This is a genomic window from Clostridium puniceum (assembly GCF_002006345.1).
In the GTDB taxonomy this organism is placed as follows: domain Bacteria; phylum Bacillota; class Clostridia; order Clostridiales; family Clostridiaceae; genus Clostridium; species Clostridium puniceum.
In genome coordinates this window covers 40603-66179 of sequence record NZ_LZZM01000080.1, presented here as the reverse complement: position 1 = coordinate 66179, position 25577 = coordinate 40603, and the positions used below count along the sequence as shown (strand labels likewise).

The window sequence follows — 25577 nt, the reverse complement described above, 5'->3', positions numbered from 1 at the left end:
GAGGAAGAGATATTATGAGTTCATTAAAAGAAATAAAATGTGGACAAACTGTTACGGTAAAAAAAGTTGAAGGACTTGGACCGGTTCGTAGACGTATTATGGATATGGGAATTACAAGAGGATGTGAAGTGTATGTACGTAAAGTAGCGCCACTTGGTGATCCAATAGAGGTAACAGTAAGAGGATATGAATTATCACTTCGTAAAGCTGACGCAGAAATGATCGTTGTAGAATAATGTTAGGCATCTAGTAATGGAAAATTAAGAATTAAAGAGTAAATTTAAATTATACACTTAGTAAAAAAAGTGCAAAGCACAACCAAGATCATTTCACTTATAAAAAAAAGTGCGAAGCACAATGAAGAACTTATTAATCACGATAAAAACATGAATTATAGGTTATGAATTAAAAAGGAGGAATAAAAATGTCAATTAAAATAGGACTTGCAGGTAATCCGAATTGCGGAAAAACAACCATGTTTAATGAACTTACAGGTTCATCTCAATATGTTGGAAATTGGCCTGGAGTAACAGTTGAAAAGAAAGGTGGTAAACTAAAAGGGAATAAAGACGTTGAAATAGTTGATTTACCTGGTGTTTATTCTTTGTCACCATATACTCTCGAAGAAGTTGTAACTCGTAATTTTATGATAAATGATAAACCAGATGCAGTAATTAATATAGTTGATGCATCTAACATTGAAAGAAATTTATATTTAACAACTCAAATTTTGGAACTTGGAATTCCAACAGTTGTAGCACTTAATATGATGGACATTGTTGAGAAAAATGGAGATAAAATTGATATTAATAAATTATCAAAAACTCTTGGATGTCCTGTTGTTACAACATCTGCTCTTAAAGGGAATGGTGTTAAGTTAGCGGCAGAAAAGGCAGTTGAAACTGCTAAAGCAAAAAACAAACCTAAATTTATATTACCTTATTCAGATGAAGCTAATGAAGCTTTTGAAAAAATAGAAGAAGTAATAGTTAAAAATATTTCAACTGAAGGAATAGAAAAGCGATGGCTTGCAATTAAACTTTTTGAGAGAGATGAAAACATTATTGATAAGTTAAGCATTTCAAAAAATATATCAGATGAAATAGAAGAAATAATAAAAAAATATGAAACTGAACTCGATGATGATAGTGAAAGTATAATTACAGCAGATAGATATGCATTTATTGGGCAAGTTGTTTCAACTGCTCTAAAAAAGCAAAATAAAGGTAAAGAAACTACTTCAGATAAAATCGATAGAATTGTAACAAATCGTTTCTTAGCATTACCAATTTTTGCTGCTATTATGTTTGGCGTTTATTACATAGCAATAAGTACAGTTGGTACTATGATGACGGATTGGGTAAACGACACATTATTTGCAGAAATTATTCAAGGTAATGTTTCAGAATGGTTAGTAAATGCAAATGTTGCAGATTGGTTACAAGGACTAATAGTAGATGGAATAATTGGTGGTGTTGGTGCAGTACTTGGATTTGTACCACAAATTATGGTTTTATTCTTCTTATTGTCAATCCTTGAGGACTGTGGTTATATGTCTAGAGTAGCATTTATCATGGATAGAATCTTCCGTAAATTTGGACTTTCAGGAAAATCATTCATACCAATGTTGATTAGTTCAGGTTGTGGTGTTCCTGGTATAATGTCAACACGTACTATGGAAAATGATAGAGATAGAAAAATGACTATCATGTTAACTACATTTATTCCATGTAGTGCAAAATTACCTATTATTGCATTGATTGCAGGAGCACTTTTTGGTGGAGCATCTTGGGTAGCACCAGCTGCTTATTTTTTAGGAATAGTAATGATTATCATTTGTGGAATCATATTGAAGAAAACTAAATTGTTCTCAGGAGATCCATCGCCATTTGTCATGGAGCTTCCACAATACCATATTCCAAGCTTAAAGGGTGTTTTAATGCATGTATGGGAAAGAGGAAAAGCATTTATTTATAAAGCTGGTACAATCATTTTTGTTTCTTGTGGTGTAGTGTGGTTTTTACAATCATTTAACTGGTCATTTGAAATGGTAGATGCAGGTGACAGTATTCTAGCAAGCATGGGGAATGTGATAGCTCCTATTTTTGCACCACTCGGATTTGGTAATTGGCAATCAGCTGTTGCAACAGTTACTGGACTTGTTGCAAAAGAAAATGTTGTTGGAACATTTGGTGTTTTATTTGGTATAGCTGATGCAGTAGAAGATGATCCAGCACTTGTTGGAAATGTAGCAGGAATGTTTACTGCGGCTAGTGCGTTTGCCTTTGTAGCATTTAATATGCTTTGTGCTCCTTGTTTTGCAGCAATTGGTGCAATAAAACGTGAAATGGGCTCTTGGAAATGGACATGGATTACTTTGGGATTCCAAACCTTCACAGCTTATTTAGTTGCACTTGTTATAAATCAAGTTGGTAACTTTTTATTAGGAAGTGGAAGTTTAATAGGAGCTATAACTTCAGTAATTATAGCAATTGTAGTAGTTTCAATAGTTATATTAACTGGCAGAGGTTCAAAAGAAAATAAAGTTAATGGACAATTAAGTTATACAAAATAAGTAAAAAAACTAAGTAGGTGGGTTCTATTATTATAGACTACCTACTTAAATTTAAAAATGAGGAGTGATAGTTTATGGTAGCAACAATTATATTAGGTGGAATTATTTTGGGATTAATGGCACTTGTAATAGTAAAACAAGTTAAAAAAGCAAGAAGTGGAGAAAGTGGTTGTGGCTGTGGTTGTTCTAGTTGCTCTTCAGCTAATGTATGTCACGGAACCAAAGCACAAAATAAATAAATTTGAAAATATAAAAAGTTTCACCTTCAAAATTTTATGATAGAGTAAAGTATAAAGCAAGAGCACTAATACACTTAAAATTAAATGTATTAGTGCTTTTTTAGGTGTTAAAAAATGTATAGGTAGTTTTTTAGTTAAGTTTCTATATTTAATAATGAAAGCATATAAATATGTATAGATAATATAGAAGTTGAAAAAATAATTGTTATATTATTTCACTTGGCATCCATGGTTCTAAGATTTCATATGGAATTTTTTCGCCAGTGATACTCTCACCAAGTTTAACATTAGGTTTAAGTTTTCCGTGATAATCACTTCCTCCTGATGCATAAAGTTTATGTTTATTGCAATAATTAAGTAAATACTTTGTCTTATCAATAGTATGAAGTGAATGATAACATTCTATTCCGTCAAGTGCATTTAAAGATACTATGGAATTTAGAAATTCTTCATGATCATCTGCAAAATAACCATATAAATGAGCAAGGAAGGATTTCCCACCTGCTTTTTTTATAATAGCAGCAACTTGAGGAATTGTTAGATAGTTTTTAGTTTGGTCGAGAAAAAATGGACTATTTTCATTATTAACGCAAGTTCTATAAAAGGCATTAAGGCTTTCCCAAATTTCTTTAGTGAAATGTTTCTCATTTTCAGGGTATTTCCTAAGATCACCATGCATTATTTGTGTTGCAAAATACTTGCCATTAATTGAGAGATTATCACTACACTTAATGCTAAGGTTTTTACATACTGTCATTAATTTTCTTAGATAAGCATTTTCTCTTTCAAGGAATTTTTCATCTGAAACAATTCCAATTGAACTTATTATTTCAAGGTCTATACCATACCCTAATACTTCAATAGGTTTTCCATTGTGAACAGCAGAAAACTCACAGCCACAAATTATACTACCTTCAAAATAGTTATTTACTTTAATATCTTGGAGCTTTTTGTAAGAGCCAATGGAGTCATGATCTGTAATAGATATATATTTTAGACCTGCTTGCTGCGCTTTAATAAGAATATCTTTTGGTTCATCTGAACCATCTGATGAAGTTGTATGAATATGTAAATCTATCATTTACTGCATCTCCTTTTTAAAATTACATAATTTATTTTATACTAATTGACAAGTGATGGCAATATAAGGTAAGGAGAGTTGATTCTATATTGATTATACCAAGTTGAAAAAAACTTAATGTTTTCAAGAATAATTCTCTAGTTAGAGAATTTTATATATGTAAGTAAAGATAACCGAGGAGAAAGGTGAAATCAATTTCCATATGTTGCCTTTATTTTTATTGTGTAGTAAATAAAATATGAAACATTTTCAAAATATATTAATAATATAATAATTTATAGTTAGTTTTGTTAATAATATTGATAAAAATATTAAATTTAATATTATTGTTGACAAAATTACTAATATATTTTATAGTATAACTCATAGAAAGTTTATAAAAATAGTAGGAGATTTGAAAAGAAGAATTACATATTGCAATTGGAAACTTATACAGAATAGAGTAGGAGTTATAAATTTTATGAAAGAACAATTTCGCAATATATACATAGTATAATAAAAATAATTTTTACTAAGGATTTTTTACCATTAAAGCCTACTAAACATATATGAGTGATTTTGAAATTTGAGAGAGGGGCAATATTATGAAGAAGACTAGAATTTTAAGTTTGGTGCTTTCAGCAACTATAATTATGGGGGTTTTTGTAGGCTGTGGAAAGCAAGAAGCTAGTAGTCAAAATGGAGCAGAGAGCAATAAACCAGTAGAACTTTTAAATGTATCTTACGATCCGACAAGAGAATTATATACAAAGTTTAATGAAAGTTTTGCCAAGTATTGGAAAGAAAAAACGGGCCAGGAAGTAACTATAAATCAATCTCATGGAGGATCTGGTAAACAAGGAAGAGCGGTTATTGAAGGATTAGAGGCTGATGTTGTAACTTTGGCATTAGCATATGATATTGATGAGATAAGTCAATCTGGACTTATTGAAAATAATTGGCAAAGTGAATTTAAAGAAAATAGTTCTCCATATACATCAACTATTGTCTTTCTTGTTAGAAAAGGAAATCCTAAAAATATAAAAGATTGGGATGATTTAATAAAGAAGGATGTGTCTGTAATTACTCCAAATCCTAAAACTTCTGGAGGAGCAAGATGGAATTACTTAGCTGCATGGGCTTATGCAGCAGCAAAAAATAATGGAAATCAAGATGCAGCAAAAGATTTTGTTTCAAAATTATATGGAAATGTTGAAGTTTTAGACTCAGGTGCTAGGGGGGCAACAACAAGCTTTGTTGAAAGAGGCATGGGAGACGTGCTTATAGCCTGGGAAAATGAAGCATTTTTATCACTTAATGAATTAGGCAAAGACGAATATGAAATAGTTGTACCATCACTAAGTATATTGGCTGAACCACCAGTTGCGATAGTTGATAAAGTAGTAGACAAAAAAGGTACTAGAGAAGTGGCAAAAGCTTATTTAGATTATTTATATACTAAGGAAGGCCAAGAAATAGCAGCACAAAATTATTATAGACCTAGAGATAAGGAAGTTGCTGAAAAATACAAGGATAAATTTCCTGAGATCAAATTAGTTACAATAGATGGTGAATTTGGAGGTTGGGCAAAGGCTCAAAAAGAGCATTTTTCAGATGGAGGAACCTTTGATCAAATTTATAAACCAAAGAAATAAAAATTATTGACTTATGTACTTTTTAAAAAAGATAAGAAATAGAAATTGTGTGATGTTTAGTATTAATAATTTATATGTTTACTTTAACTGTAAATTATTAATACTATCCATCAGAAGTATATATTACCCGTAAACGCAAGAAGAAATTAAACTTTTATTTACTTTAATAAATTAGGATTTGGTATATATGAACAAAAAAGAGTGGAGGATAAATATGAGCAAACCGAAAAGAGTTATTCCGGGCTTTAAATTAACGATGGGTTTTTCCCTTGTTTATTTAAGCCTTATTGTCTTAATTCCTTTATCTACTTTAATTATGAAATCAGCAGGAATGGGGATAGATAAATTTTTTAATACCATATTGGAAGCAAGAGTATTACATGGATATTTGGTTAGTTTTGGAGCAGCTTTTATAGCAGCAATAATAAATAGTATATTTGGATTAATATTAGCATGGGTTTTGGTAAGATATGAATTCCCATTTAAAAAGTTTTTAGACGGGATAATTGATTTACCTTTTGCATTACCTACAGCTGTTGCAGGTATATCACTTACTACTTTATATTCACAAAATGGATGGATAGGAAAAATGCTTTATTCTTTTGGAATTAAATCATCGTTTTCCATTTTAGGAATTGTTATTGCTTTAACTTTTATAGGAATTCCATTTGTTGTACGAACAATTCAACCTGTACTAGAAGATTTGGATAATCAATATGAAGAAGCAGCAATAATGCTTGGAGCTAGTAGAATAAGGACATTTTTTAAAGTTATATTTCCTGAGATATCCGCTCCTTTATTAACTGGATTTGGACTAGCTTTTGCAAGAGGAGTTGGTGAATATGGAAGCGTTGTTTTCATAGCAGGTAATATACCTATGAAAACAGAAATAGCACCACTTTTAATTATGTCAAAGCTTGAACAATATGATTATAGTGGCGCAACAGCAATAGCATTAGTCATGTTATTAACATCATTTTTAATATTGTTTGTCATAAACGGAATTCAACTGAGAAATAGTAAATTGAAAAAGATATGAGGTGACAGTAAATTGGCGAAAACATTAATAAATAAGGGTGAAAATAAATTTGTTAAGTATGGATTGATAGCTATTAGTGCGTTATTTCTTATATTAATGCTTATAATTCCACTTATATCAATAATTTCTGAAGCCTTAGCAAAGGGAGTTAATGCCTATGTTAAAGCTATTTCAGAAGGATATACTATGAAAGCTATGAATCTTACATTTGTTACTACAATAATAGCAACTGTTGTGAATACTATATTTGGTATATGCATAGCATGGACACTTACAAAGTTTAAGTTTAAAGGTAAGAATTTATTAGGGGCATTAGTTGATTTGCCGTTTGCAATTTCACCTGTTATTGCAGGTCTTATATTTGTATTAACTTTTGGAAGAGGAAGTTTATTTGAAGACATTTTAAAACAAACCGATATTAAGATAGTTTTTGCAACACCAGGAATTATATTAGCCACTTTATTTGTAACCTTTCCTTTTGTAGCAAGAGAAATAATTCCCTTAATGAATGCTCAAGGTACAGATGAAGAAGAAGCAGCGGCTATGATGGGGGCTAGTGGATTTCAGATCTTTAGAAAAATAACACTTCCTAATATTAAATGGGGGCTTATTTATGGAGTAATACTTTGCACAGCAAGAGCTATGGGTGAATTTGGAGCAGTATCAGTTGTATCTGGTCATATAAGAGGAAAGACAAATACTCTTCCATTACACATTGAAATTTTATACAACGAATATCAATTTTCAGCAGCTTTTGGAGTTGCATCTATATTAGTTATTATTGCAATTATTATTTTAATTTTAAGAAATATTGTGGAATGGAAAAGTAAAAAGGAGGGCTAGAAGATGTATGTGGAGTTAAAAAACATAAATAAGAACTTCGGAGATTTTAAAGCATCAAATAATGTTAATTTTGGAATAGAACAAGGTAAACTAATTGGACTTCTAGGGCCAAGTGGAAGTGGGAAAACTACAATACTTAGGATGATTGCAGGTCTTGAAACTCCAGATTCAGGAGACATTATCATTAATGGAATTAAAGTTAATGATATAGAACCAGGCAAAAGAGGTATTGGGTTCGTTTTTCAAAATTATGCTTTATTTCGTCATATGACTGTTTATGATAATATTGCCTTTGGTCTTGTGGTACAAAAAGCCCAAAAGCAGGATATACATAAAAAGGTTACAGAACTTATAGAACTAATCGGTCTTAAAGGGCTTGAAAAGAGGTATCCAGGTCAGCTATCAGGTGGACAAAGACAGCGTGTAGCTTTTGCAAGAGCATTAGCACCAAACCCGCAATTATTATTGCTAGATGAGCCTTTTGCGGCTATAGATGCAAAAGTAAGAAAAGAGCTTAGAAGATGGCTGAAGGAAACTATAACAAAATTAGGTATAACAAGTATTTTTGTAACTCATGATCAAGATGAAGCTGTGGAAGTGGCAGATGAAATAATAATAACTAATAAAGGTCAAATAGAACAAAAGGGAAGTCCTGCTGAAATTTACAAAAATCCTCAAACTCCTTTTGTTGCACAATTTATTGGAGAATCAATCCTTATAGATGATTATACTAAGTTAAAAGGATTCGAGGTTGAAGAAAAATTAGAAGAAACTAAAGCTGTATTACGTCCCGAGTTTATAGAGATTGCTAAAAATGACAAGGAAATATTAACTCCGCTTGCAGCAGAAAAAGGAATTGTAAAAGATATTGCTTTTAGAGGAAATAATCTTGAAATTGATGTGCAGGTTGGAAATCAAATACTTATTGGTTATAGACGTTTAGAACAGGAACCCCTTAATATTAATGATGAAGTATTAGTTTTAATTCATAGAGTTTATACTTTTAACGATAAAAATGCAAAAGTGGTTCAAAATAAAATTAAATCACAAGAAACATCAGTGTTTATTTAGTAAATATTGACCTTAAAAAAGGAGATATACTATGAGTAAGAAGGTTCAAGTAAAACAATTAGAGACAGACATATTAATTATTGGCGGAGGTACTGCTGGATGTTATGCAGCCTTAACAATACGAGAAAATTCTAATGCATCCGTACTTATCCTTGAAAAAGCTAATATTAAAAGAAGTGGCTGCTTGGCAGCAGGAGTAAATGCAATCAATGCATATATAGTAAAGGGAAGAACTCCAGAAGATTATGTGGATTATGCTAAAAAAGATGCAGATAATATTGTACGTGAAGATCTATTACTTACAATGTCACAAGGGTTAAATAAAGTAACAAAAAAGCTAGAAGACTTAGGACTTGTCATTTTAAAAGATGAAAATGGTGAATATGTATCTAGAGGAAATAGGAATATAAAAATTAATGGCGAAAATATTAAGCCTATTTTAGCAAATGCAGTCCAAAAGCTTCCAGAAGTAACAGTTATGAATCAAGTTAATGTTATTGATTATATTGTAAAAGATAATCATATACTTGGAGCCTTTGCTGTTTCAGCAGAAGAAGAAATTTTATATGAAATCAGAGCAAAGAAGGTAATATGTGCGACAGGTGGAGCAGCAGGTTTATATAAACCTAACAATCCAGGTTTTTCAAGACATAAAATGTGGTACCCTCCTTTTAATACTGGAGCAGGATATGCTATGGGAATAAAAGCAGGAGCTGAAATGACTACTTTTGAAATGAGATTCATTGCTCTAAGATGTAAAGACACTATAGCACCTACAGGCACAATTGCACAAGGTGTAGGAGCAAAGCAAGTAAATGCAAAAGGTGAAGTATATGAAACCAAATATGGATTAACTACCTCTGAAAGGGTTTATGGAACAGTAAAGGAAAACCAAGAGGGGAGAGGACCTTGTTATTTGAGAACAGAAGGTATTAATGCAGCTCAAGATGAGGAACTTAAAAAGGCATATTTAAACATGGCACCTAGTCAGACTTTAAAATGGATAGAATCAGGTAAAAATCCAAGTGAACAAAATGTAGAAATTGAAGGAACAGAACCATACATAGTAGGAGGACATACTGCTAGTGGATATTGGGTTGGTACTAAACGAGAAACAACAATAAAAGGTCTTTTCGCAGCTGGTGATGTGGCTGGTGGATGTCCACAAAAATATGTAACGGGTGCATTGGTAGAAGGTGAAATTGCAGGAAAAGCAGCAATAGAAGCAATAGATAGCGATAAGAAAAGTGATGTTATATTATCAAAAGCTGAAGAAGATTTACTTATAAAGAAAAAGAAAGAAGAAATTGAAAAAGTATTGAATATTGAAACGCAAATTTTTAATGAAGAACAGCTAGAAGAAGCTATGCAAAAAGTGATGGATACCTATGCAGGTGGAATAGGAAGTAATTATCAGTTTAATGAAAAGCAGCTAGAACTGGCAGCTGAAAAAATTGAACAGATTGAGAAATTAAGTGAGAGTTTACATGCAGAAGATATGCATGAACTGATGTTTGTATATGAATTAAAAGAGAGACTTACTATTTGTAAATCTGTGATTGCTCATTTAAAGGCAAGAAAAGAAACTAGATGGCATAGTTTTGCCGAGAATCTGGATTATCCAGAGAAAAGTGATAAATGGCTTAAATATGTGAATTCAAAGCTTGTAGATGGAAAACTTACAATTGTATATAGAGATTTAGTAGGAAGAGGTGAAGTCTATGAGCATAGCAATTAACAAAGAGAAATGCATTGGATGCAAAAAATGTTTATCTGTGTGTCCAGGAAGTTTAATCAAACCAAGTGAAAATGGGAAGAAAGTATATATTAAATATCCTAAAGATTGCTGGGGCTGTTCTTCTTGCATAAAAGAATGTCCTACAAGTTCAATTTCATTATATTTAGGAGCAGATATTGGCGGAAGAGGAAGTAAACTGACAGTTCAATTAGAAAATGATCTTGCGCATTGGAAAATTGAAGAAAGTAATGGAACACAACATTCAATTAATATAAATCGCAAGGATTCAAATCAATATTAATAAGCATAATGAAAAATAATATTATTTTCGTTCTAAATATTTTTAATGATTTTTAGAAATTTTTAATTAGGATAATAGGAGGATTAATTATGAGTGAATTATCACATCTTGATAAATTAGAAGCAGAAGCAATTTATATTATTAGAGAAGTAGCTGCAGAATGTGAAAAACCAGTAATGTTATATTCTATTGGTAAAGACAGTTCAGTTATGCTGCATCTTGCAATGAAGGCATTTTATCCTGAAAAGCCGCCATTCCCTTTCATGCATATTGATACAACATGGAAGTTTAGAGAAATGGTTGAATTTCGTGATAGAAAAGCAAAAGAATTAGGAATAGAAATGATTGTTCATTCAAATGAGGACGGTATAAGGCAAGGAATTAATCCTTTGGACCATGGTTCGGCGTATACTGATATTATGAAGACACAAGCTTTAAAACAAGGATTAAGTAAATATGGTTTTACAGCAGCCTTTGGTGGTGGACGTCGTGATGAAGAAAAATCTCGTGCAAAGGAAAGAATATTCTCTTTCAGAAATGAAGCACAATCATGGGATCCTAAAAATCAGAGACCAGAAATGTGGAAACTTTATAATACTAAAATAAATAAAGGTGAAAGTATGAGAGTTTTCCCAATTTCAAATTGGACTGAAAATGATATTTGGCAGTATATAAAACGTGAAAATATTGATATTGTTCCTTTGTATTTTGCAAAAGAAAGACCATGTATTTCTCGTGATGGCAATATTATTATGGTAGATGATGATAGATTGAAGTTATTGCCAGGTGAGAAGATTGAGCATAAGAAAATACGATTCAGAACACTTGGATGTTATCCACTAACAGGTGGCTTTGAATCAGATGCAGTTACTTTAGATGCGATTATTGAGGAAACCCTTAGTGCCGTATCATCTGAGAGAACAACTAGAGTTATTGATAGTGAAGCAGCAGGTAGTATGGAAAGAAGAAAGAGAGAGGGGTATTTCTAAGATGAAGAGCTTATTAAAATTTATAACATGCGGTAGCGTAGATGACGGGAAATCTACTCTTATTGGACATATTTTATATGATTCAAAGCTTTTATATGCAGATCAGGAAAAAGCTTTAGAATTAGATAGTAAGGTTGGAAGCAGAGGAGGAGCGATAGACTATTCTCTATTATTAGATGGTTTAATGGCAGAGCGTGAACAAGGGATTACAATAGATGTTGCATATCGTTATTTTACAACTGATAATAGAAGTTTTATAGTAGCAGATACTCCAGGACATGAAGAATATACTAGAAATATGGCAGTAGGTGCATCTTTTGCAGAACTTGCCATTATATTATTAGATGCAAAGCAAGGTGTACTTGTTCAAACGAGAAGGCATGCAAGAATTTGTTCTTTAATGGGGGTAAAACATTTTGTATTTGCAGTTAATAAAATGGATTTAGTAGGGTACAGCCATGAAAGATTTCTAGAAATTGAAGATCAAATTAAAGAATTAGAAAAAGAACTTTCATTAGAAAATGTTTATATAATTCCAGTATCAGCTACAGAGGGTGATAATGTTACAAAGAAGTCACAAAATACTCTATGGTATGAAGGAGAATCACTATTAACACATCTAGAAAATGTAGATATTGATAGTAAGTCAGAATCAGGTTTCTATATGCCAGTTCAAAGAGTATGTAGACCCAATCATACATTTAGAGGATTCCAAGGGGAGATTGAAGCTGGAAGTATTTCTGTAGGAGATGAAATTACAACACTTCCTAGCAATGAAAAAGCTCTAGTAAAAAGCATTCATATTACAGATAAAGAATCACAAAGTGCGGGACAAGGGCAGGCTGTTACAATACAGCTGAATAAAGAAGTAGACGTATCAAGAGGCTGTGTACTTACAAAAGGAGCAAACATTGCAACAAGTAAATCACTTAGTGCAAAAATTCTTTGGATGGATGATTCGGAATTAACAGCAGGTAAAGAATATTTTGTAAAAGTAGGAACTAAAATGTTAACTGGTGTTGTTACAGATGTAAAGTATAAAATTGATGTAAACACAGGAAAGCATTTAAAAGCTAGTTTTTTAACAAAAAATGAGATAGCTGCATGTGATATTTTACTTTCTGAAAAGATTGTAGTTGATAAATTTGATGCACATAAATCATTAGGAGAGCTAATTTTAATAGATCGTATTACAAATATGACATCAGCTTGTGGTGTTATAGAAGAAATTTATGATAATAATGATATTAAAAATGGAAAATTCTGTTTTGAGTATAATCAATTGAGAGCAAGAGGAGATATTTTTGAAGAATTCTATTATGATACAGAAACTTTATCAATATTCAAATATAAGCCAGAAGAACAAACTTATACTGTAGGTGATGAGCTTCCAGTAAAAGGTGATAGTTACGAATATCCAGAGAATTTTGATTTATTAATTCTTCGTGATAAGGTAGCAATTGAAGTGCGTGATAAGAAAATTATTAATATAAAATCAATAGATGATTATAAGTATAAAGGAGTTCCAATTATTAATGGTAGAGGATTTGAAGTAAAGGTAAATTGTGATGAAGAAGTTATAAAGTTCTTAAATGAATATAAGGAAATTGATGAAAAATCTCAAGGAGATTTCTTAAATAAGTGGGTTAGGTTTGAAACTTATAGAAAAGTAGTTTTTCATAGCACTAACTAGAATATATAATTAACAATTAAAGCTGCAGCAAATATAATAAGCATTACAGATGAAAAACAGTGGCTGTAGACAACTTTTTATAAAAAATAAATGAATCGAGATTTTCAGATGATATCGATTCATTTATTTCTGTTAATAGATTGCAAAAATTACAAAACTACACAATTCCTTGTGCTATCATAGCTTCGGCAACTTTCATAAATCCAGCTATGTTACAACCCACTAATATATTACCTTCATAACCATATTCTATAGCAGCATTTTTAGAGTTATGATAAATATTTTTCATTATATGTTTAAGCTTTTCGTCTACTTCTTCAAATGTCCATGATAATCTAATGCTGTTTTGTGACATTTCAAGGGCTGAACAAGCAACTCCGCCTGCATTAGCTGCTTTAGCTGGACCGAATAATACATTGCTTGATTGGAAGATTTTAATTGCATCAAGAGTTGAAGGCATGTTTGCACCTTCTGAAACAACTTTAACTCCATTTTCAACTAAGATTTTAGCACTTTTAGCATCTATTTCACCTTGAGTTGCGCATGGAAGAGCTATATCACATTTTATAGTCCAAATTCCTTTACAGCTTTTGTGATATTCAGCAGTTGGAACTGCGTTAACGTATTCGCTTATTCTTGCTCTTCGGACTTCTTTTATGTCTTTAACTACATCTAGTTTAATTCCATCAGCATCATAGATGTATCCATTAGAATCACATAAAGCAACTACTTTAGCACCTAATTCTTGAGCTTTTTGTGTAGCATAAATAGCAACGTTGCCTGAACCGGAAATTACAACAGTTTTATCTTTAAAGCTGTCTCCATTATCATTAAGCATTTCTTCAGTAAAGTATATTAAACCATAACCAGTAGCTTCAGTTCTTGCTAAACTTCCGCCATAAGTTAGGCCTTTTCCTGTTAAAACACCTTCATTTAATGCTCTTATTTTCTTATAATATCCATAAAGGTAGCCAAGTTCTCTTGCACCAACACCGATATCACCAGCTGGGACATCTGTATCTGATCCTATATATCTATATAATTCCGCCATAAAGCTTTGACAGAATTTCATTATTTCATTATCAGATTTTCCCTTAGGGTCAAAATCGGAACCACCTTTACCCCCGCCAATAGGCAGTCCAGTTAAAGAATTTTTGAATATTTGCTCAAACCCCAGAAATTTAATGATACTTAAGTTTACTGATGGATGGAATCTTAATCCACCTTTATATGGTCCTATGGCACTATTAAATTGAACTCTAAATCCTCTGTTTACTTGTACATTGCCATTATCATCTATCCATGGAACTCTAAAAATAATTTGTCTTTCTGGTTCAACTATTCTTTCTAATAATCCAGCTTCTATAAATTTAGAGTTCTTATTGAAAATTGGAATTAAAGAATTGAGAACTTCCGTTACTGCATCTAAAAATTCTTTTTCTGCTGGATTACTCTCTTTTACTTTTTTTAAGACAGTTGAAACATATTCTTTACCGTTCATTATATACATCTCCTTATTTCTTGTTGCTGTACTTTAATATTATATAATATAAAACAAGAAATTTTAATAAAATGAAAAATTCTTTACATTTTATTAAGAATTGTAAAAAAATTTTTATTCTAAAAATTCATAATTACTATAATAAAGTGAAAAACGTATTAATTAAATTATCACTAATAATAAATTAAATGTGATAAAATGAGTAATATATAAATTTAAGGGAAAATGTTATTTGTAGATAAGAAATTTAATTTTAACATATTTATATAAGTTCTAATTGATTTCATACATTATACATATTTATATAGTTTATTTGAAACTTATATATATGTTCTAAAAAATTTTGTTCATTAAGATTTAATTTCTATATTAGAGTGATTGGATAAGACAACCAACTAAATTATGAACTTTCTTAATTAGAACTTATATATATAAAAATAGAAAATTCCATAAAAGAATGGGGAGTTGATAGTTATTAACATAGATTTTTTAGGAGGAGCTTTGGAAGTTGGAGGAAGCTCTATTTTAATAAAGATTAATGGGAAAAATATATTATTTGATGCTGGGATTAGGCAAAGTGCGAATAAAGATAGTATTCCTAATTTTAGAGATGTTCAAACTTATGGAGGATTAGATGCAATAATTATAAGTCATGCTCATTTAGACCATATAGGATGTTTACCTATTATAAGCAAAGAATATCCCAATGCTAAAATATATATGAATAATATGACAAAGGATTTAGTTAAAGTTTTGTTATATGACAGCTTAAAAATAATGAACCATAGAGATGCAGAAATACCTTTATATGCTGAGATTGATGTGGAAAACACACTAAATAGAATATTTACGATAAATTATGAAGTGAAATTTCCTATATTTGAAGATATGTTTATTACATTTTATAATGCAGGCCATATAGCTGGAGCAAGCTGTGTTTATCTACAAAGTCCAGAGGGGGCTGTATTTTATTCAGGGGATTTTTCAGTGTTTTCGCAAAGAACTGTTGAAGGGGCAAAATTGCCTAAATTAAGACCAGATGTAGCAATAGTTGAATCTACATATGGAGATAGACTTCATTCTAATCGTGAAATAGAAGAAAGAAATCTAATTGAAGCGGTAAATGAATGTATAGAAAACAATGGTAAGATGATAATTCCGGCCTTTGCTTTAGGAAGAGCGCAAGAAGTAATACTCATATTAAAGAGTGCGATGAATAAGGGAAGTTTGAAGAATGTTAAGGTTTATATTGATGGAATGGTGAGAGATATAAATAGAGTATATAAAAATAATCCATTATATTTAAAAAATTTTCTTGGTAAAAAGATATTAAGAGGATTAAGTCCTTTTTATGATGATAACATAATTGAAATTAAGGGAACTGACAATAGAGAAGAAATATTAAATCAAAAGGAACCAGCAGTTATAATATCAAGTTCAGGGATGCTGACTGGAGGACCAAGTGCATTTTATGCAGAAAAAATAGCGCCTATGGAAAATGGATATATTGTAATAACAGGATATCAAGATGAAGAATCGCCAGGCAGAAAGATTTTAGAGCTTTTAGAAGCAGATGAAGATAGTGATAGATATTTAAATATAAATAGTCTCAATATTCCAGTTAAATGCAAGGTTAAAAAAGTTGGATTATCTGCCCATGCTGATAAAAACGAAATAAAAGGCGTTCTAGAAAGAATATCACCTAGAAACATTATATTAGTTCATGGAAATGAAGAGGTTATAAAAAGTCTTGGAAAAGAAATTTCAAATGAATTTATAGGAAGAACTTTTACACCAGCTTGTGGAGAGGAAATCACTATAAATATTAGAAATCCAAGAAAGCAGTTAAATAAAAATTTTCCATATTCCTTAAATAGAAAAGAACAATTAAGTGAAGAAAACGTAAAGGAATTACAGGAATTTGTTTATGAAAAATATAATAACAAGCTTTTAACTATTGAAGAATTGCTATATGTGTGGAGTGGTGAAAATAATTTTGGAGTTTCACAAAATTCAGAAATAGAACATAATACAGAAAAGAATAGTGAAATTAATAGTTGGTCTAATAATATTATTAATTTTAAAACTGTTATTATAAATAGCATATATTTTGAAAGTGATTTAAAAAGGCTCTTTTTATTTAAAGCAAGAACAGAAGATGATATAAAGGAAGACTTAAAACCGAAGGAATTAACGCAACAAAAACTTATGAGCCTTGCAGAAGAGAAATTTAAAGAATTTGATTATAAAAAAATTAGTATAATGCTAGATAAAAAGGAAATTATATTGAATTTTGATTTTCCTCAAGGAGTAGATCCATCTATTAAGAATATTATGCAGGATTTTTATAAGGAAACCGAGTGGAGAACAAATATGAATGAGAAAATAAATAATAGTTCTGCAGAGCTGCTTATTAAAAAATTAATAGAGCCTACAAGGATTAAAAAAATATCTTTTTATCCAGAGAAATTTTCTGTTAGCGTATTTCTTAATGGTAAAAATATAGATGAAGGAAATAAAAGCAAAGTATTTGAAGAGAAAACAGGTTGGAAGTTATGCATAGTAGAAGAAGGAAGCCTAGCAGTTAATAATGGTATGAGTAGTGATAAGTTATATTTTGAAGTTGAAGGTGTTAAAGTTGTAGAACAAAATGTAGCTATAAGTTTAATTGACAAAGCTTTTGAAAATGAAGAATATAAACCTTATAAAAAAAGTGTAAAGACCAATGAAAAGGGAAAATATATTGAACTTGTATTTATATCACCTAAAATAGGGCAGAAATTTGAAGAAAAATTAGGACATATTTCTTATGAAACAGGCTGGAGCATTGCAGTAGCAGATAAAGTAAATCAAAATGAATTATTTAATATTGCAAAACTTTTATGTGATAAAAATGATGTAGGTTTAAAGAAAAATCCATCGTATAATCCAGGTAATATGACTATTTCTTTAAATATTATAAATGGTGAAGAAAGTTTTGAAGGAATTAAAGAAGAATTTGAAAAAATTACAGGATGCAGATTGGTAATTAATTAAAATAATGGTTAGAATAAAATTGGGCATAGTTGTTTCTTAGAAAATAATAATATATAATAATTAGTATTAATTATTATATATTATTATTTAGGGGGAAATAAAATGGAATTTATTTTAAAAATATTAATTGGGATTGTTGCACTTGAGCACATATATATATTATGGATAGAAATGTTTGCATGGACTACAAAAGGAGTTTCTACTTTCAAATCATTACCTAAAGAGTTATTTCCAAAAACGAAGGCTTTAGCAGCAAATCAAGGGCTCTATAATGGCTTTTTATCAGCAGGTCTTATTTGGTCATTATTAATTGGTGATCCAATTTGGTCTAAAAATATAGCTGCTTTTTTCTTAGGCTGTGTAATAGTTGCAGCCGCTTATGGAGCAATAACAGCTTCAAAATCAATTTTTATAAAACAAGGTATGCCAGCATTAATAACTATGTTGATTTTGCTATTTTTATATTAAATAGTAATTAATTATTGTCATTTTTATCATTTGATCACTTAAATTAGAATAAGAATGGGGTTTTGAAGAATCAAAAACTATTGAATCCCCAACATTTAAAATATGTTTTGTCCCATTAACATCTAAGGATAATTGACCATTATTTACGATAATATATTCTTGAGTTTTTTCACCATGAGAGCGTGATTCGTAGGTACAATCAGCATCTAATTCAACATTAAATAGTTCGAAATTTCTGTTTGCATGACTGGTAAAGTAGCAGTACACTCTGTATTTGCCATCAAGAGCAACTTGTTCTTTAGCATCTTCTTTTTTGATACAAACATCACTTTCTAGTGGTTCATCAATAAGGTGTGTATATGGGATTTTAAGACCTGTAGCTATCTTCCAGATTGTATTAATAGTTGGGTTTGATTCTCCACGTTCAATTTGTCCTAGCATAACTTTGCTAACACCACATATTTCGGAAAGTTTACTTAAACTTAATTGTCTTTCAGTTCTTAATCTTTTTAGATTTTCGGCAATAATATTATTCAAATTCATATTTTCACTCCTTGACAAATATAACGTACAAACGTAACATATAACATGTGGAAAGTATTACGTACAATACATATATTATATATTACGATTTTGGGGATAAACAATCAAGGGGGCAAATTTATGGAAGTAGAAGAAAGAACACAGAAACCTTTAGAAACAAAGGAAAAAACAAATACTTATTATTTTATACAAGGAATAAAAGCTTGTATACCAACCATATTTGGATATCTTAGCATAGGTTTTGCTTGTGGAATTTTATCAAAATCTTGTGGATTAACTTTTGCAGAAGCAATAGGAATGAGTATTTTTGTTTATGCAGGATCAGCTCAATTTATTGCATCAAGTATGATATTATCAAATGCATCGATAGTAAGTATAATAGCTACTATTTTCTTTGTTAATTTCAGACACCTATTTATGAGTGCAGCACTAGCACCATATTTTAAGAAAAATTCATTCATGAAAAATTTATCTATAGGAGTTCTTTTGACTGATGAAACTTTTTTAGTTGCAGCAGCAGAAGGGGTTAATAGAAAAAAGATTAATTATTTTTGGATGCTTGGATTAAATATTACTGCATATTTAAATTGGATTATAGCTACAGGAATTGGAGTAATGCTTGGAAGTATTATACCTGATTATAAAGTGTTTGGATTAGATTTTGCATTAACAGCTATGTTTATAGGATTAATAATTTCATCTATAAAGGGGAGTTTAAAAACCAATAAAGCTATAATGATTATCATTACTTCTATTATAACTTTAATATTAAGTACACAAATAGTTTCAACTAGTGCTGGAATTATTATAGCAGCAATTGTTGGAGCATTAATCGGGGTGGTGATTAAAGAATGAATTTATATGTTTGGTGTGTTATTATAGGAGGATGCATTGTTACTATACTTCCTAGGGTGCTGCCTATAACAGTATTATCAAAAATAAAATTAAATAAAAAGATTGAAGAATTTTTAACATACATACCAATATCAATATTAGCTGCATTAATAGCAGTAGAACTTCTTACTGTTAACGATAAAATTTCAATTGAAGGTAATTCTTTAGAGTTAATTGCGGTAATACCTACAGTATTAATTGCTCTCAAAAAGAATAATTTATTATTGACAGTTATTGTTGGAATACTATCAATTGCTATATTGAGGTTTTTATTTTGAACGTGAACGATTTATGTAGAGATTATGGAGTGTTAGGATTATTAAGATGGAACTATATATAATAAATGAATGTGAAATTTACTGATATAGGATAATAAAATATTGGCTAGGTGTATTCTGCATCTACCATGAAACCAACAAAAATCTAAAAGTTAGATTTTTGTTGGTTATTTTTATATTTATAATACCACAGTTTGATAATTCGCATTATACTTTATGAACAGAGGATATGTTGTTATATAGATTCTAAGGAGAAAATAATATTATGGTTATTCATTTGTTATTGCAAGGAGTATAAAGAAATCAATTATAATTTATTAATTGTTTTAATATGTACTAGAAATTACTGTGAATAAGTTAAGCCCTAGAAATTGCTTGCTTAAACTGAGCTATTTTTACAAGTCATGTAGCAAGAATAACATACTAATTATACTTGATATTATGATATAATCGATCTTAAAGTAAAAATATGAAGTTATTGAAAAATAAATATTAAGGAGTGAATTATACTTTAGTGAGATTTGCTAGTAATGAATAATCTTAAGATTGCAAAAGAATGATTTATATCTATATTCAATATTGAAAAGTATTTATTAGAAAAGATGTTTAATATAGGTGAAAGTATGAATGTATATTAATATTTAAGGATAAAATTTATATATTACTTGCCAATGAAAAACAGTATTTACAATTAGATAAGAATGAAGTTAAGAAAGAAGGAATTGATTTATGAAGAGAATTGAATTAATTCGTATGAAGCTTAAAGAGAAAACTAGTGCAAATCCAAAGGGATGCTCGGCTACTGAAATTGCAGAAGATTTAAAGCTTATTAGAGGTAATGTAAGCAATGATTTAAATAAGTTAGTAAGCGAAGGAAAGGCTATTAAGGTAAAAGGGAAACCAACCTTATTTATAGCAGCTAAAGAAGATAATGTTGAATCTAGGATATCAATGATAAATAAATTTTCAGAAGCTAATCCAAGTTTATATTCAGCAATAGAACAAGCTAAAGCAGCGATATTATATCCGCCTAATGGAATGAATATATTGCTTCTTGGGGAAACTGGTGTTGGTAAGTCTACTTTTGCAGGATTAATATATAAGTATGCAGTTGAAATGAATGTAAAACTAAAGGATAGTCCTTTTATAACCTTTAATTGTGCGGATTATGCTAATAATCCTCAATTATTGCTTGGACAATTGTTTGGAGTAAAAAAAGGTGCATATACAGGTGCTGATTTTGATAAAGAAGGTCTTTTAGAAAAAGCTGATGGTGGAATTTTATTTTTAGATGAAGTTCATAGACTGCCAGCAGAAGGGCAGGAAATGTTTTTTACATTTATGGATAGGGGAGTATACAGAAAACTTGGGGAAACTGATAGTGAAAGAAGTGCAAATGTACTTATAATAACAGCTACAACTGAAGACCCAAACACAACTTTACTTCAAACCTTCACCAGAAGAATTCCAATGGTAATAAACATACCAGCTTTAAGGAATAGAGGGATGGAAGAAAGATTTAATCTTATAAAACAATTCATGATTGAAGAGTCTGGACGTTTAGGGAAAAGTATTAAAGTATCTGTAAATTCATTAAAAGCCTTTTTGTCTTATGACTGCCCCAATAATATAGGGCAGTTAAAGTCTGATATTCAGCTTACTTGTGCTAAAGCATATGCGGAATTTCTTTCTAATAGAAAAGATGATATAAGAATAAGCAGTTTAGAAATACAACCGTATATAAGAGAAGGGTTATATAAAGAAGTTGAGCATAGACAACTATGGAATAAATTAATTGATATAAATAATAGATACTGCGTTTTTGATAAAGACGAAAAACAAATGATTTTTGAAGAAAAAGAACATGATGGAAATATTTATGAGATGTTAGAAGCTAAAACTAGGGAGCTTAAAGCAAAAGGTATTAACGGTAAACAATTTGAAGAAGAAATGGAAAGCGATATAGAAGAGTATTTTAAAAATTATATGATTAAGTTCCATAATAAAGTAAATTCCACGAATTTAGAGAATATTATAGAACCATATATTATGGGTATAATAAAAAAGGTGATAAAATTTTGCGAAGCAGAATTAAAAAGAGAACTTGATAAACAAATACACTATGGTTTAGCAGTTCACATAAGTAATTCTATAGATAGAATTAAAAAAAATAAAAAAATTGAAAATCCAAAGTTAAATAAAATAAGAAAAGAGTATAATAAAGAATTTAATATTGCAATAGATGCCTTAAAGATAATAGAACAGTTAATAGATAGAGAGGTTCCTATTGATGAAGCTGGATTTATAACTATGTTTCTAATTTACAATAATGAAAAAATTAAAAACAAACATAGTAATGTAAATGTAATAATTATTGCTCACGGTGAAGGAACTGCTACATGCATGGCTAATGCAGTAAATGGACTTTTAGGAACACAATATGCAAAGGGAATAAATGCACCAATAGAAGAAAAGCCACAGGTCATATTAGAGAAGACTAAGGATTATATAAGGGAAGATAAAATTAAATCAGATATTTTATTCTTAGTGGATATGGGATCTTTGGTTACATTTGGTAGAGAAATAGAAAAAGAATTTAAATTAAAGACAAGGACAATTCCATTAGTAAGTACTTTACATTGCATTGAAGCAACTAGAAAAGCTATGATTGGGTATACCTTAGATGAAATATATAGAGATACCTTAGAGGTAAATAATTTGTATGATAATAATATATTAGATTATATTCCAGAGGCATTTGAAAAAAGAAAACTAGCAATTGTAACAGTATGCACTACTGGTGAAGGAAGTGCTAAAACAATGAAAGTATTGCTAGAGAAAACACTCAAATTTGAAAATAATTTTCTAGAAATTGCTTCTATTAATTTTATAGGAAAAGAAAGCATATACAGCAGGTTAGATAAATTATCAAATAAATACGAAATACTTTGTTTAGTTAGTCCTTTTGAGTTGGAAAGTGATTACCCGCAATATAACTTAAATGATGTAATTGAAGGTAATTGTATAGAAAACATACAAGACTTAATAAATAGAGAAAAAGTTTATACTAAGATGGAAGAAACTTTAGATCATCAGTTAAAGAATATTGAAGGGAAAGTAGTTCTTAGCGATATAAGGAGATTCACTACAACAGTTACTAAGTTACTGAATATAAAATTAACATCAAATGCAATTATAGGAATAACTCTTCATATGGCAATAATGATTGATAGATTATGTGGTAATGGAGTGATAGATACATATGCAAATATAGATGCATGTATAAAAGAAAATTCAGAATTATATAGAGTAATAAAGAGTGAATGTTCAAGGTTAAATACTAAGTATACAATTTATATTTCAGATGATGAAATATGTTACCTTATGAATTTATTTACTATGAAGAGTAGAAAAAAATAAAGCACATTGTTGATGTGCTTTGAAAGGTTTTCAAAAAGTAAAGCACATAAATACTTTTTGAAAGCTTTTTTTTGTTAAGCTGAGAAGGATAAAATACAAGGATTGAAGAAAATAAAAAAATTTAATTAATATCTTTATGTTGGCATGAAGATTGCTATATATATTATTAAGATGCAAATCAAATAATTTAAATAGAAGGTGAAGAAATGGAAACATTATTAATGGATCAAGTAGTTATGGAATTAGTTGTAAATGGAGGGAATGCAAGAAGTAAATCAATGGAAGCTATTAAAGCAGCAAAAAAAGGTGATTTGGAATTAGCGAAAGAAAAAATAAAGGAAGCAAATGAAGCTTTAAATAAAGCTCATAATTTCCAAACTAACTTAATTCAAAAGGAAGCTGCTGGAGAAGGAATAGAAATTAGCTTACTTATGGTGCATGCTCAAGATCATTTAATGAATGCTATGACTGTAAGGGATTTAGCTAAAGAAATGATTTCAATGTATGAGACCTTTAGAAAATAATTATTAAATAAAGTAAAAATAAATTTAGTTAGCAATGATAACAAGAATAAATAAAATTAATAACAAAGTTTTAGGAGGATGAAGAAATGAGATATATAACTTTAGTATGTGCAGCAGGTATGTCAACAAGTATTTTAATGGCTAGGATGCAGGAAAGTGCAGAGAAACAAGGAATTGAAGCAAAAATTATTGCTATGTCAGAATCAAAATTTGAAGAATATGAGGAGCCAACAGAAGTTTTACTTTTAGGTCCACAAATCGAATATTTAGCAGATGAGATGAAAGAAAAATATGAACCTAAGGGAATAAAAGTAGAAGTTATAGATATGATGGATTATGGAACTCTTAATGGTGAAAAAGTATTAAAAGATGCACTTGCATTATTAGATTAATTAAATAAAAACATTAAGAAAGTATTATTAAAGGAGGATTTTATATGTCAAAATTTGATGGAAAAGCTATATCTAAAAAAATCTCCCCAATTTTAAATAAGATTCAAAAAAGTAAGCTAGCTAATGGTGTTTCTGGAGGAATGATGGTGGCAATGCCAGTTACACTTTTAGGTGCATTTGCCGCATTGTTTTTAAACTTACAAATACCTGTATGGAAAAGTTTTATTGCTGCTACAGGAATTGCATATGCATTAAATATAGCAATAATGTTTTCAACAAATTTTTTAGCTGTAGTTTTTGGAGTAACTATAGCAAGTAGTTATGCAAAACAGTATAAAGAAGATGGTGCAGTGCCAGCATTGTTATCATTAGTATGCTTTTTCATAGTAACGCCATTTACTACAGATAAAGGAGTTACTACGTTTACCATGCAATGGTTAGGTGCACCTGGTATTTTTTCAGCTATTATTATAAGTTTGGTATCAACTAGAGTATACATATATATTAAGCAAAAAGGGTTTACTATTAAGATGCCTTCAACTGTACCTCCAGTGGTATCTAGTAGTTTCAGCAGCTTGATTCCTGGATTTGCAGCTATTATTGTATTTCTAATTGTAGCAGCGCTTTTTGCTGCAACTTCATTTAAAACTATGCATCAATTCATATATACTTTTGTCCAAACTCCGCTACAAGGTGTTGGTGGAAATATTATATCAATAATAATTTTATGGACATTTTCACAAATACTGTGGTTTTTTGGTATTCATGGAACGTTGGTTATTTATTCAGTTGTACTTCCAATATTTACAGCAATGGATGCTGCCCAATTAACTGCATATTCAGCAGGAGAAGCGCTTCCTAATATAACAGGTAGAGCGTTTGTGAGTACGTATACAATGTCTGCCAGTGCGATTGGCTTTGCACTTCTGATGCTATTTGTAGCTAAAAGTAAACAATATAAAACTTTAGGTAAATTAACTGCAGTACCATCTCTTTTTGGAATTAGTGAACCATTAGTTTTTGGTACACCTCTAGTTTTTAACTTTAAGTTTGTAATTCCATTTGTATTTATGAATGCAATTAATTTAACCATTGCTTATTTACTGACAGCTGTAGGAATAGTTCCAAGAGTTGCAGGAATGACTCCGATGAGCGGAATGCCAATAATATTCAGTGGATTAATGGAAGGAAGCTGGAAGATAGCTGTATTACAAGTTGCGCTTGTAGGACTATCAACATTAGTGTGGTATCCATTCTTTAGAAAAGCAGATAAAGAAGCTTATGAATTAGAGCAAAAAACAGAAAATCAATAATAGAT

General features: G+C 30.1%; 22 protein-coding genes. 19 read left to right on the top strand and 3 right to left on the bottom strand.

All coding sequences use genetic code 11. The annotated features are described in order from the left end of the window. Positions 1-14 precede the first annotated feature (14 nt). The 3 genes from CLPUN_RS06530 to CLPUN_RS06520 all read left to right on the top strand — a co-directional run bounded on the left by CLPUN_RS06530 (position 15) and on the right by CLPUN_RS06520 (position 2814). The gene (locus CLPUN_RS06530) at positions 15-236 is read left to right on the top strand and encodes a FeoA family protein (RefSeq protein ID WP_077846514.1); all 222 of its coding nucleotides are present in this window, start codon (positions 15-17) and stop codon (positions 234-236) included. Between the two features lie 188 nt (positions 237-424). Further along, positions 425-2575: a ferrous iron transport protein B gene (gene feoB / locus CLPUN_RS06525; RefSeq protein WP_077846513.1), complete on the top strand. Its 2151-nt coding sequence runs from the start codon at positions 425-427 to the stop codon at positions 2573-2575. A 74-nt stretch (positions 2576-2649) separates the two neighbouring features. Beyond that, positions 2650-2814 (top strand): FeoB-associated Cys-rich membrane protein, encoded by a 165-nt coding sequence (locus CLPUN_RS06520; protein WP_077846512.1) that lies wholly within the window; start codon positions 2650-2652, stop codon positions 2812-2814. Positions 2815-3019: 205 nt separating this feature from the next. Here the strand turns inward: CLPUN_RS06520 and CLPUN_RS06515 are convergent, their stop codons facing one another. Further along, on the bottom strand, positions 3020-3895 hold the full coding sequence (locus CLPUN_RS06515) for a PHP domain-containing protein (protein WP_077846511.1): 876 nt from the start codon (positions 3893-3895) through the stop codon (positions 3020-3022). Positions 3896-4479: 584 nt separating this feature from the next. Here CLPUN_RS06515 and CLPUN_RS06510 point away from each other — a divergent pair. The 8 genes from CLPUN_RS06510 to CLPUN_RS06475 all read left to right on the top strand — a co-directional run bounded on the left by CLPUN_RS06510 (position 4480) and on the right by CLPUN_RS06475 (position 13203). Further along, complete coding sequence (locus CLPUN_RS06510) at positions 4480-5529, top strand: sulfate ABC transporter substrate-binding protein (protein WP_077846510.1); 1050 nt, start codon at positions 4480-4482, stop codon at positions 5527-5529. A gap of 214 nt (positions 5530-5743) precedes the next feature. Further along, complete coding sequence (gene cysT / locus CLPUN_RS06505) at positions 5744-6568, top strand: sulfate ABC transporter permease subunit CysT (protein WP_077846509.1); 825 nt, start codon at positions 5744-5746, stop codon at positions 6566-6568. A gap of 12 nt (positions 6569-6580) precedes the next feature. Continuing rightward, positions 6581-7411, top strand: a complete 831-nt coding sequence (cysW, locus tag CLPUN_RS06500; protein ID WP_077846508.1) for a sulfate ABC transporter permease subunit CysW — start codon at positions 6581-6583, stop codon at positions 7409-7411. A gap of 3 nt (positions 7412-7414) precedes the next feature. After that, positions 7415-8482 (top strand): sulfate/molybdate ABC transporter ATP-binding protein, encoded by a 1068-nt coding sequence (locus CLPUN_RS06495; RefSeq protein ID WP_077846507.1) that lies wholly within the window; start codon positions 7415-7417, stop codon positions 8480-8482. 31 nt (positions 8483-8513) lie between these two features. Next, the gene (locus tag CLPUN_RS06490; RefSeq protein WP_077846506.1) at positions 8514-10220 is read left to right on the top strand and encodes an adenylyl-sulfate reductase subunit alpha; all 1707 of its coding nucleotides are present in this window, start codon (positions 8514-8516) and stop codon (positions 10218-10220) included. Next, the gene (locus tag CLPUN_RS06485; protein WP_077846505.1) at positions 10204-10521 is read left to right on the top strand and encodes a 4Fe-4S dicluster domain-containing protein; all 318 of its coding nucleotides are present in this window, start codon (positions 10204-10206) and stop codon (positions 10519-10521) included. The genes CLPUN_RS06490 and CLPUN_RS06485 overlap by 17 nt, the downstream gene beginning before the upstream one ends. Positions 10522-10610: 89 nt before the next feature. Continuing rightward, on the top strand, positions 10611-11510 hold the full coding sequence (cysD, locus tag CLPUN_RS06480; protein WP_077846504.1) for a sulfate adenylyltransferase subunit CysD: 900 nt from the start codon (positions 10611-10613) through the stop codon (positions 11508-11510). 1 nt (position 11511) lies between these two features. After that, complete coding sequence (locus CLPUN_RS06475; protein ID WP_077846503.1) at positions 11512-13203, top strand: sulfate adenylyltransferase subunit 1; 1692 nt, start codon at positions 11512-11514, stop codon at positions 13201-13203. Between the two features lie 157 nt (positions 13204-13360). Here the strand turns inward: CLPUN_RS06475 and gdhA are convergent, their stop codons facing one another. After that, positions 13361-14704: an NADP-specific glutamate dehydrogenase gene (gdhA, locus tag CLPUN_RS06470; RefSeq protein ID WP_077846502.1), complete on the bottom strand. Its 1344-nt coding sequence runs from the start codon at positions 14702-14704 to the stop codon at positions 13361-13363. 465 nt (positions 14705-15169) lie between these two features. On the opposite strand from gdhA, the gene CLPUN_RS06465 reads away from it, so the two are divergent. Further along, complete coding sequence (locus CLPUN_RS06465) at positions 15170-17740, top strand: MBL fold metallo-hydrolase (RefSeq protein ID WP_077846501.1); 2571 nt, start codon at positions 15170-15172, stop codon at positions 17738-17740. 102 nt (positions 17741-17842) lie between these two features. Next, positions 17843-18208 carry a DUF1304 domain-containing protein gene (locus tag CLPUN_RS06460; protein WP_077846500.1) on the top strand — a complete coding sequence of 122 codons (366 nt, stop codon included), beginning with the start codon at positions 17843-17845 and terminating at the stop codon, positions 18206-18208. On the opposite strand, the gene CLPUN_RS06455 is transcribed toward CLPUN_RS06460, so the two are convergent. Continuing rightward, complete coding sequence (locus CLPUN_RS06455; protein WP_077846499.1) at positions 18200-18751, bottom strand: helix-turn-helix domain-containing protein; 552 nt, start codon at positions 18749-18751, stop codon at positions 18200-18202. The genes CLPUN_RS06460 and CLPUN_RS06455 overlap by 9 nt on opposite strands. A gap of 120 nt (positions 18752-18871) precedes the next feature. Here CLPUN_RS06455 and CLPUN_RS06450 point away from each other — a divergent pair, with 120 nt between their 5' ends. The 6 genes from CLPUN_RS06450 (at position 18872) to CLPUN_RS06425 (ending at position 25572) form a co-directional block, all read left to right on the top strand. Next, complete coding sequence (locus CLPUN_RS06450; RefSeq protein ID WP_077846498.1) at positions 18872-19606, top strand: AzlC family ABC transporter permease; 735 nt, start codon at positions 18872-18874, stop codon at positions 19604-19606. Then, the gene (locus tag CLPUN_RS06445) at positions 19603-19923 is read left to right on the top strand and encodes an AzlD domain-containing protein (protein WP_077846497.1); all 321 of its coding nucleotides are present in this window, start codon (positions 19603-19605) and stop codon (positions 19921-19923) included. The genes CLPUN_RS06450 and CLPUN_RS06445 overlap by 4 nt, the downstream gene beginning before the upstream one ends. 729 nt (positions 19924-20652) lie before the next feature. Further along, positions 20653-23343 carry a sigma-54-dependent transcriptional regulator gene (locus tag CLPUN_RS06440; RefSeq protein WP_077846496.1) on the top strand — a complete coding sequence of 897 codons (2691 nt, stop codon included), beginning with the start codon at positions 20653-20655 and terminating at the stop codon, positions 23341-23343. 206 nt (positions 23344-23549) lie between these two features. Then, positions 23550-23867: a PTS sugar transporter subunit IIA gene (locus CLPUN_RS06435; protein WP_077846495.1), complete on the top strand. Its 318-nt coding sequence runs from the start codon at positions 23550-23552 to the stop codon at positions 23865-23867. 86 nt (positions 23868-23953) lie between these two features. Continuing rightward, positions 23954-24259, top strand: coding sequence for a PTS sugar transporter subunit IIB (locus CLPUN_RS06430; RefSeq protein ID WP_077846494.1), 306 nt, complete (start codon positions 23954-23956; stop codon positions 24257-24259). Positions 24260-24303: 44 nt separating this feature from the next. Then, positions 24304-25572 carry a PTS sugar transporter subunit IIC gene (locus CLPUN_RS06425; RefSeq protein ID WP_077846493.1) on the top strand — a complete coding sequence of 423 codons (1269 nt, stop codon included), beginning with the start codon at positions 24304-24306 and terminating at the stop codon, positions 25570-25572. Positions 25573-25577 lie beyond the last annotated feature (5 nt).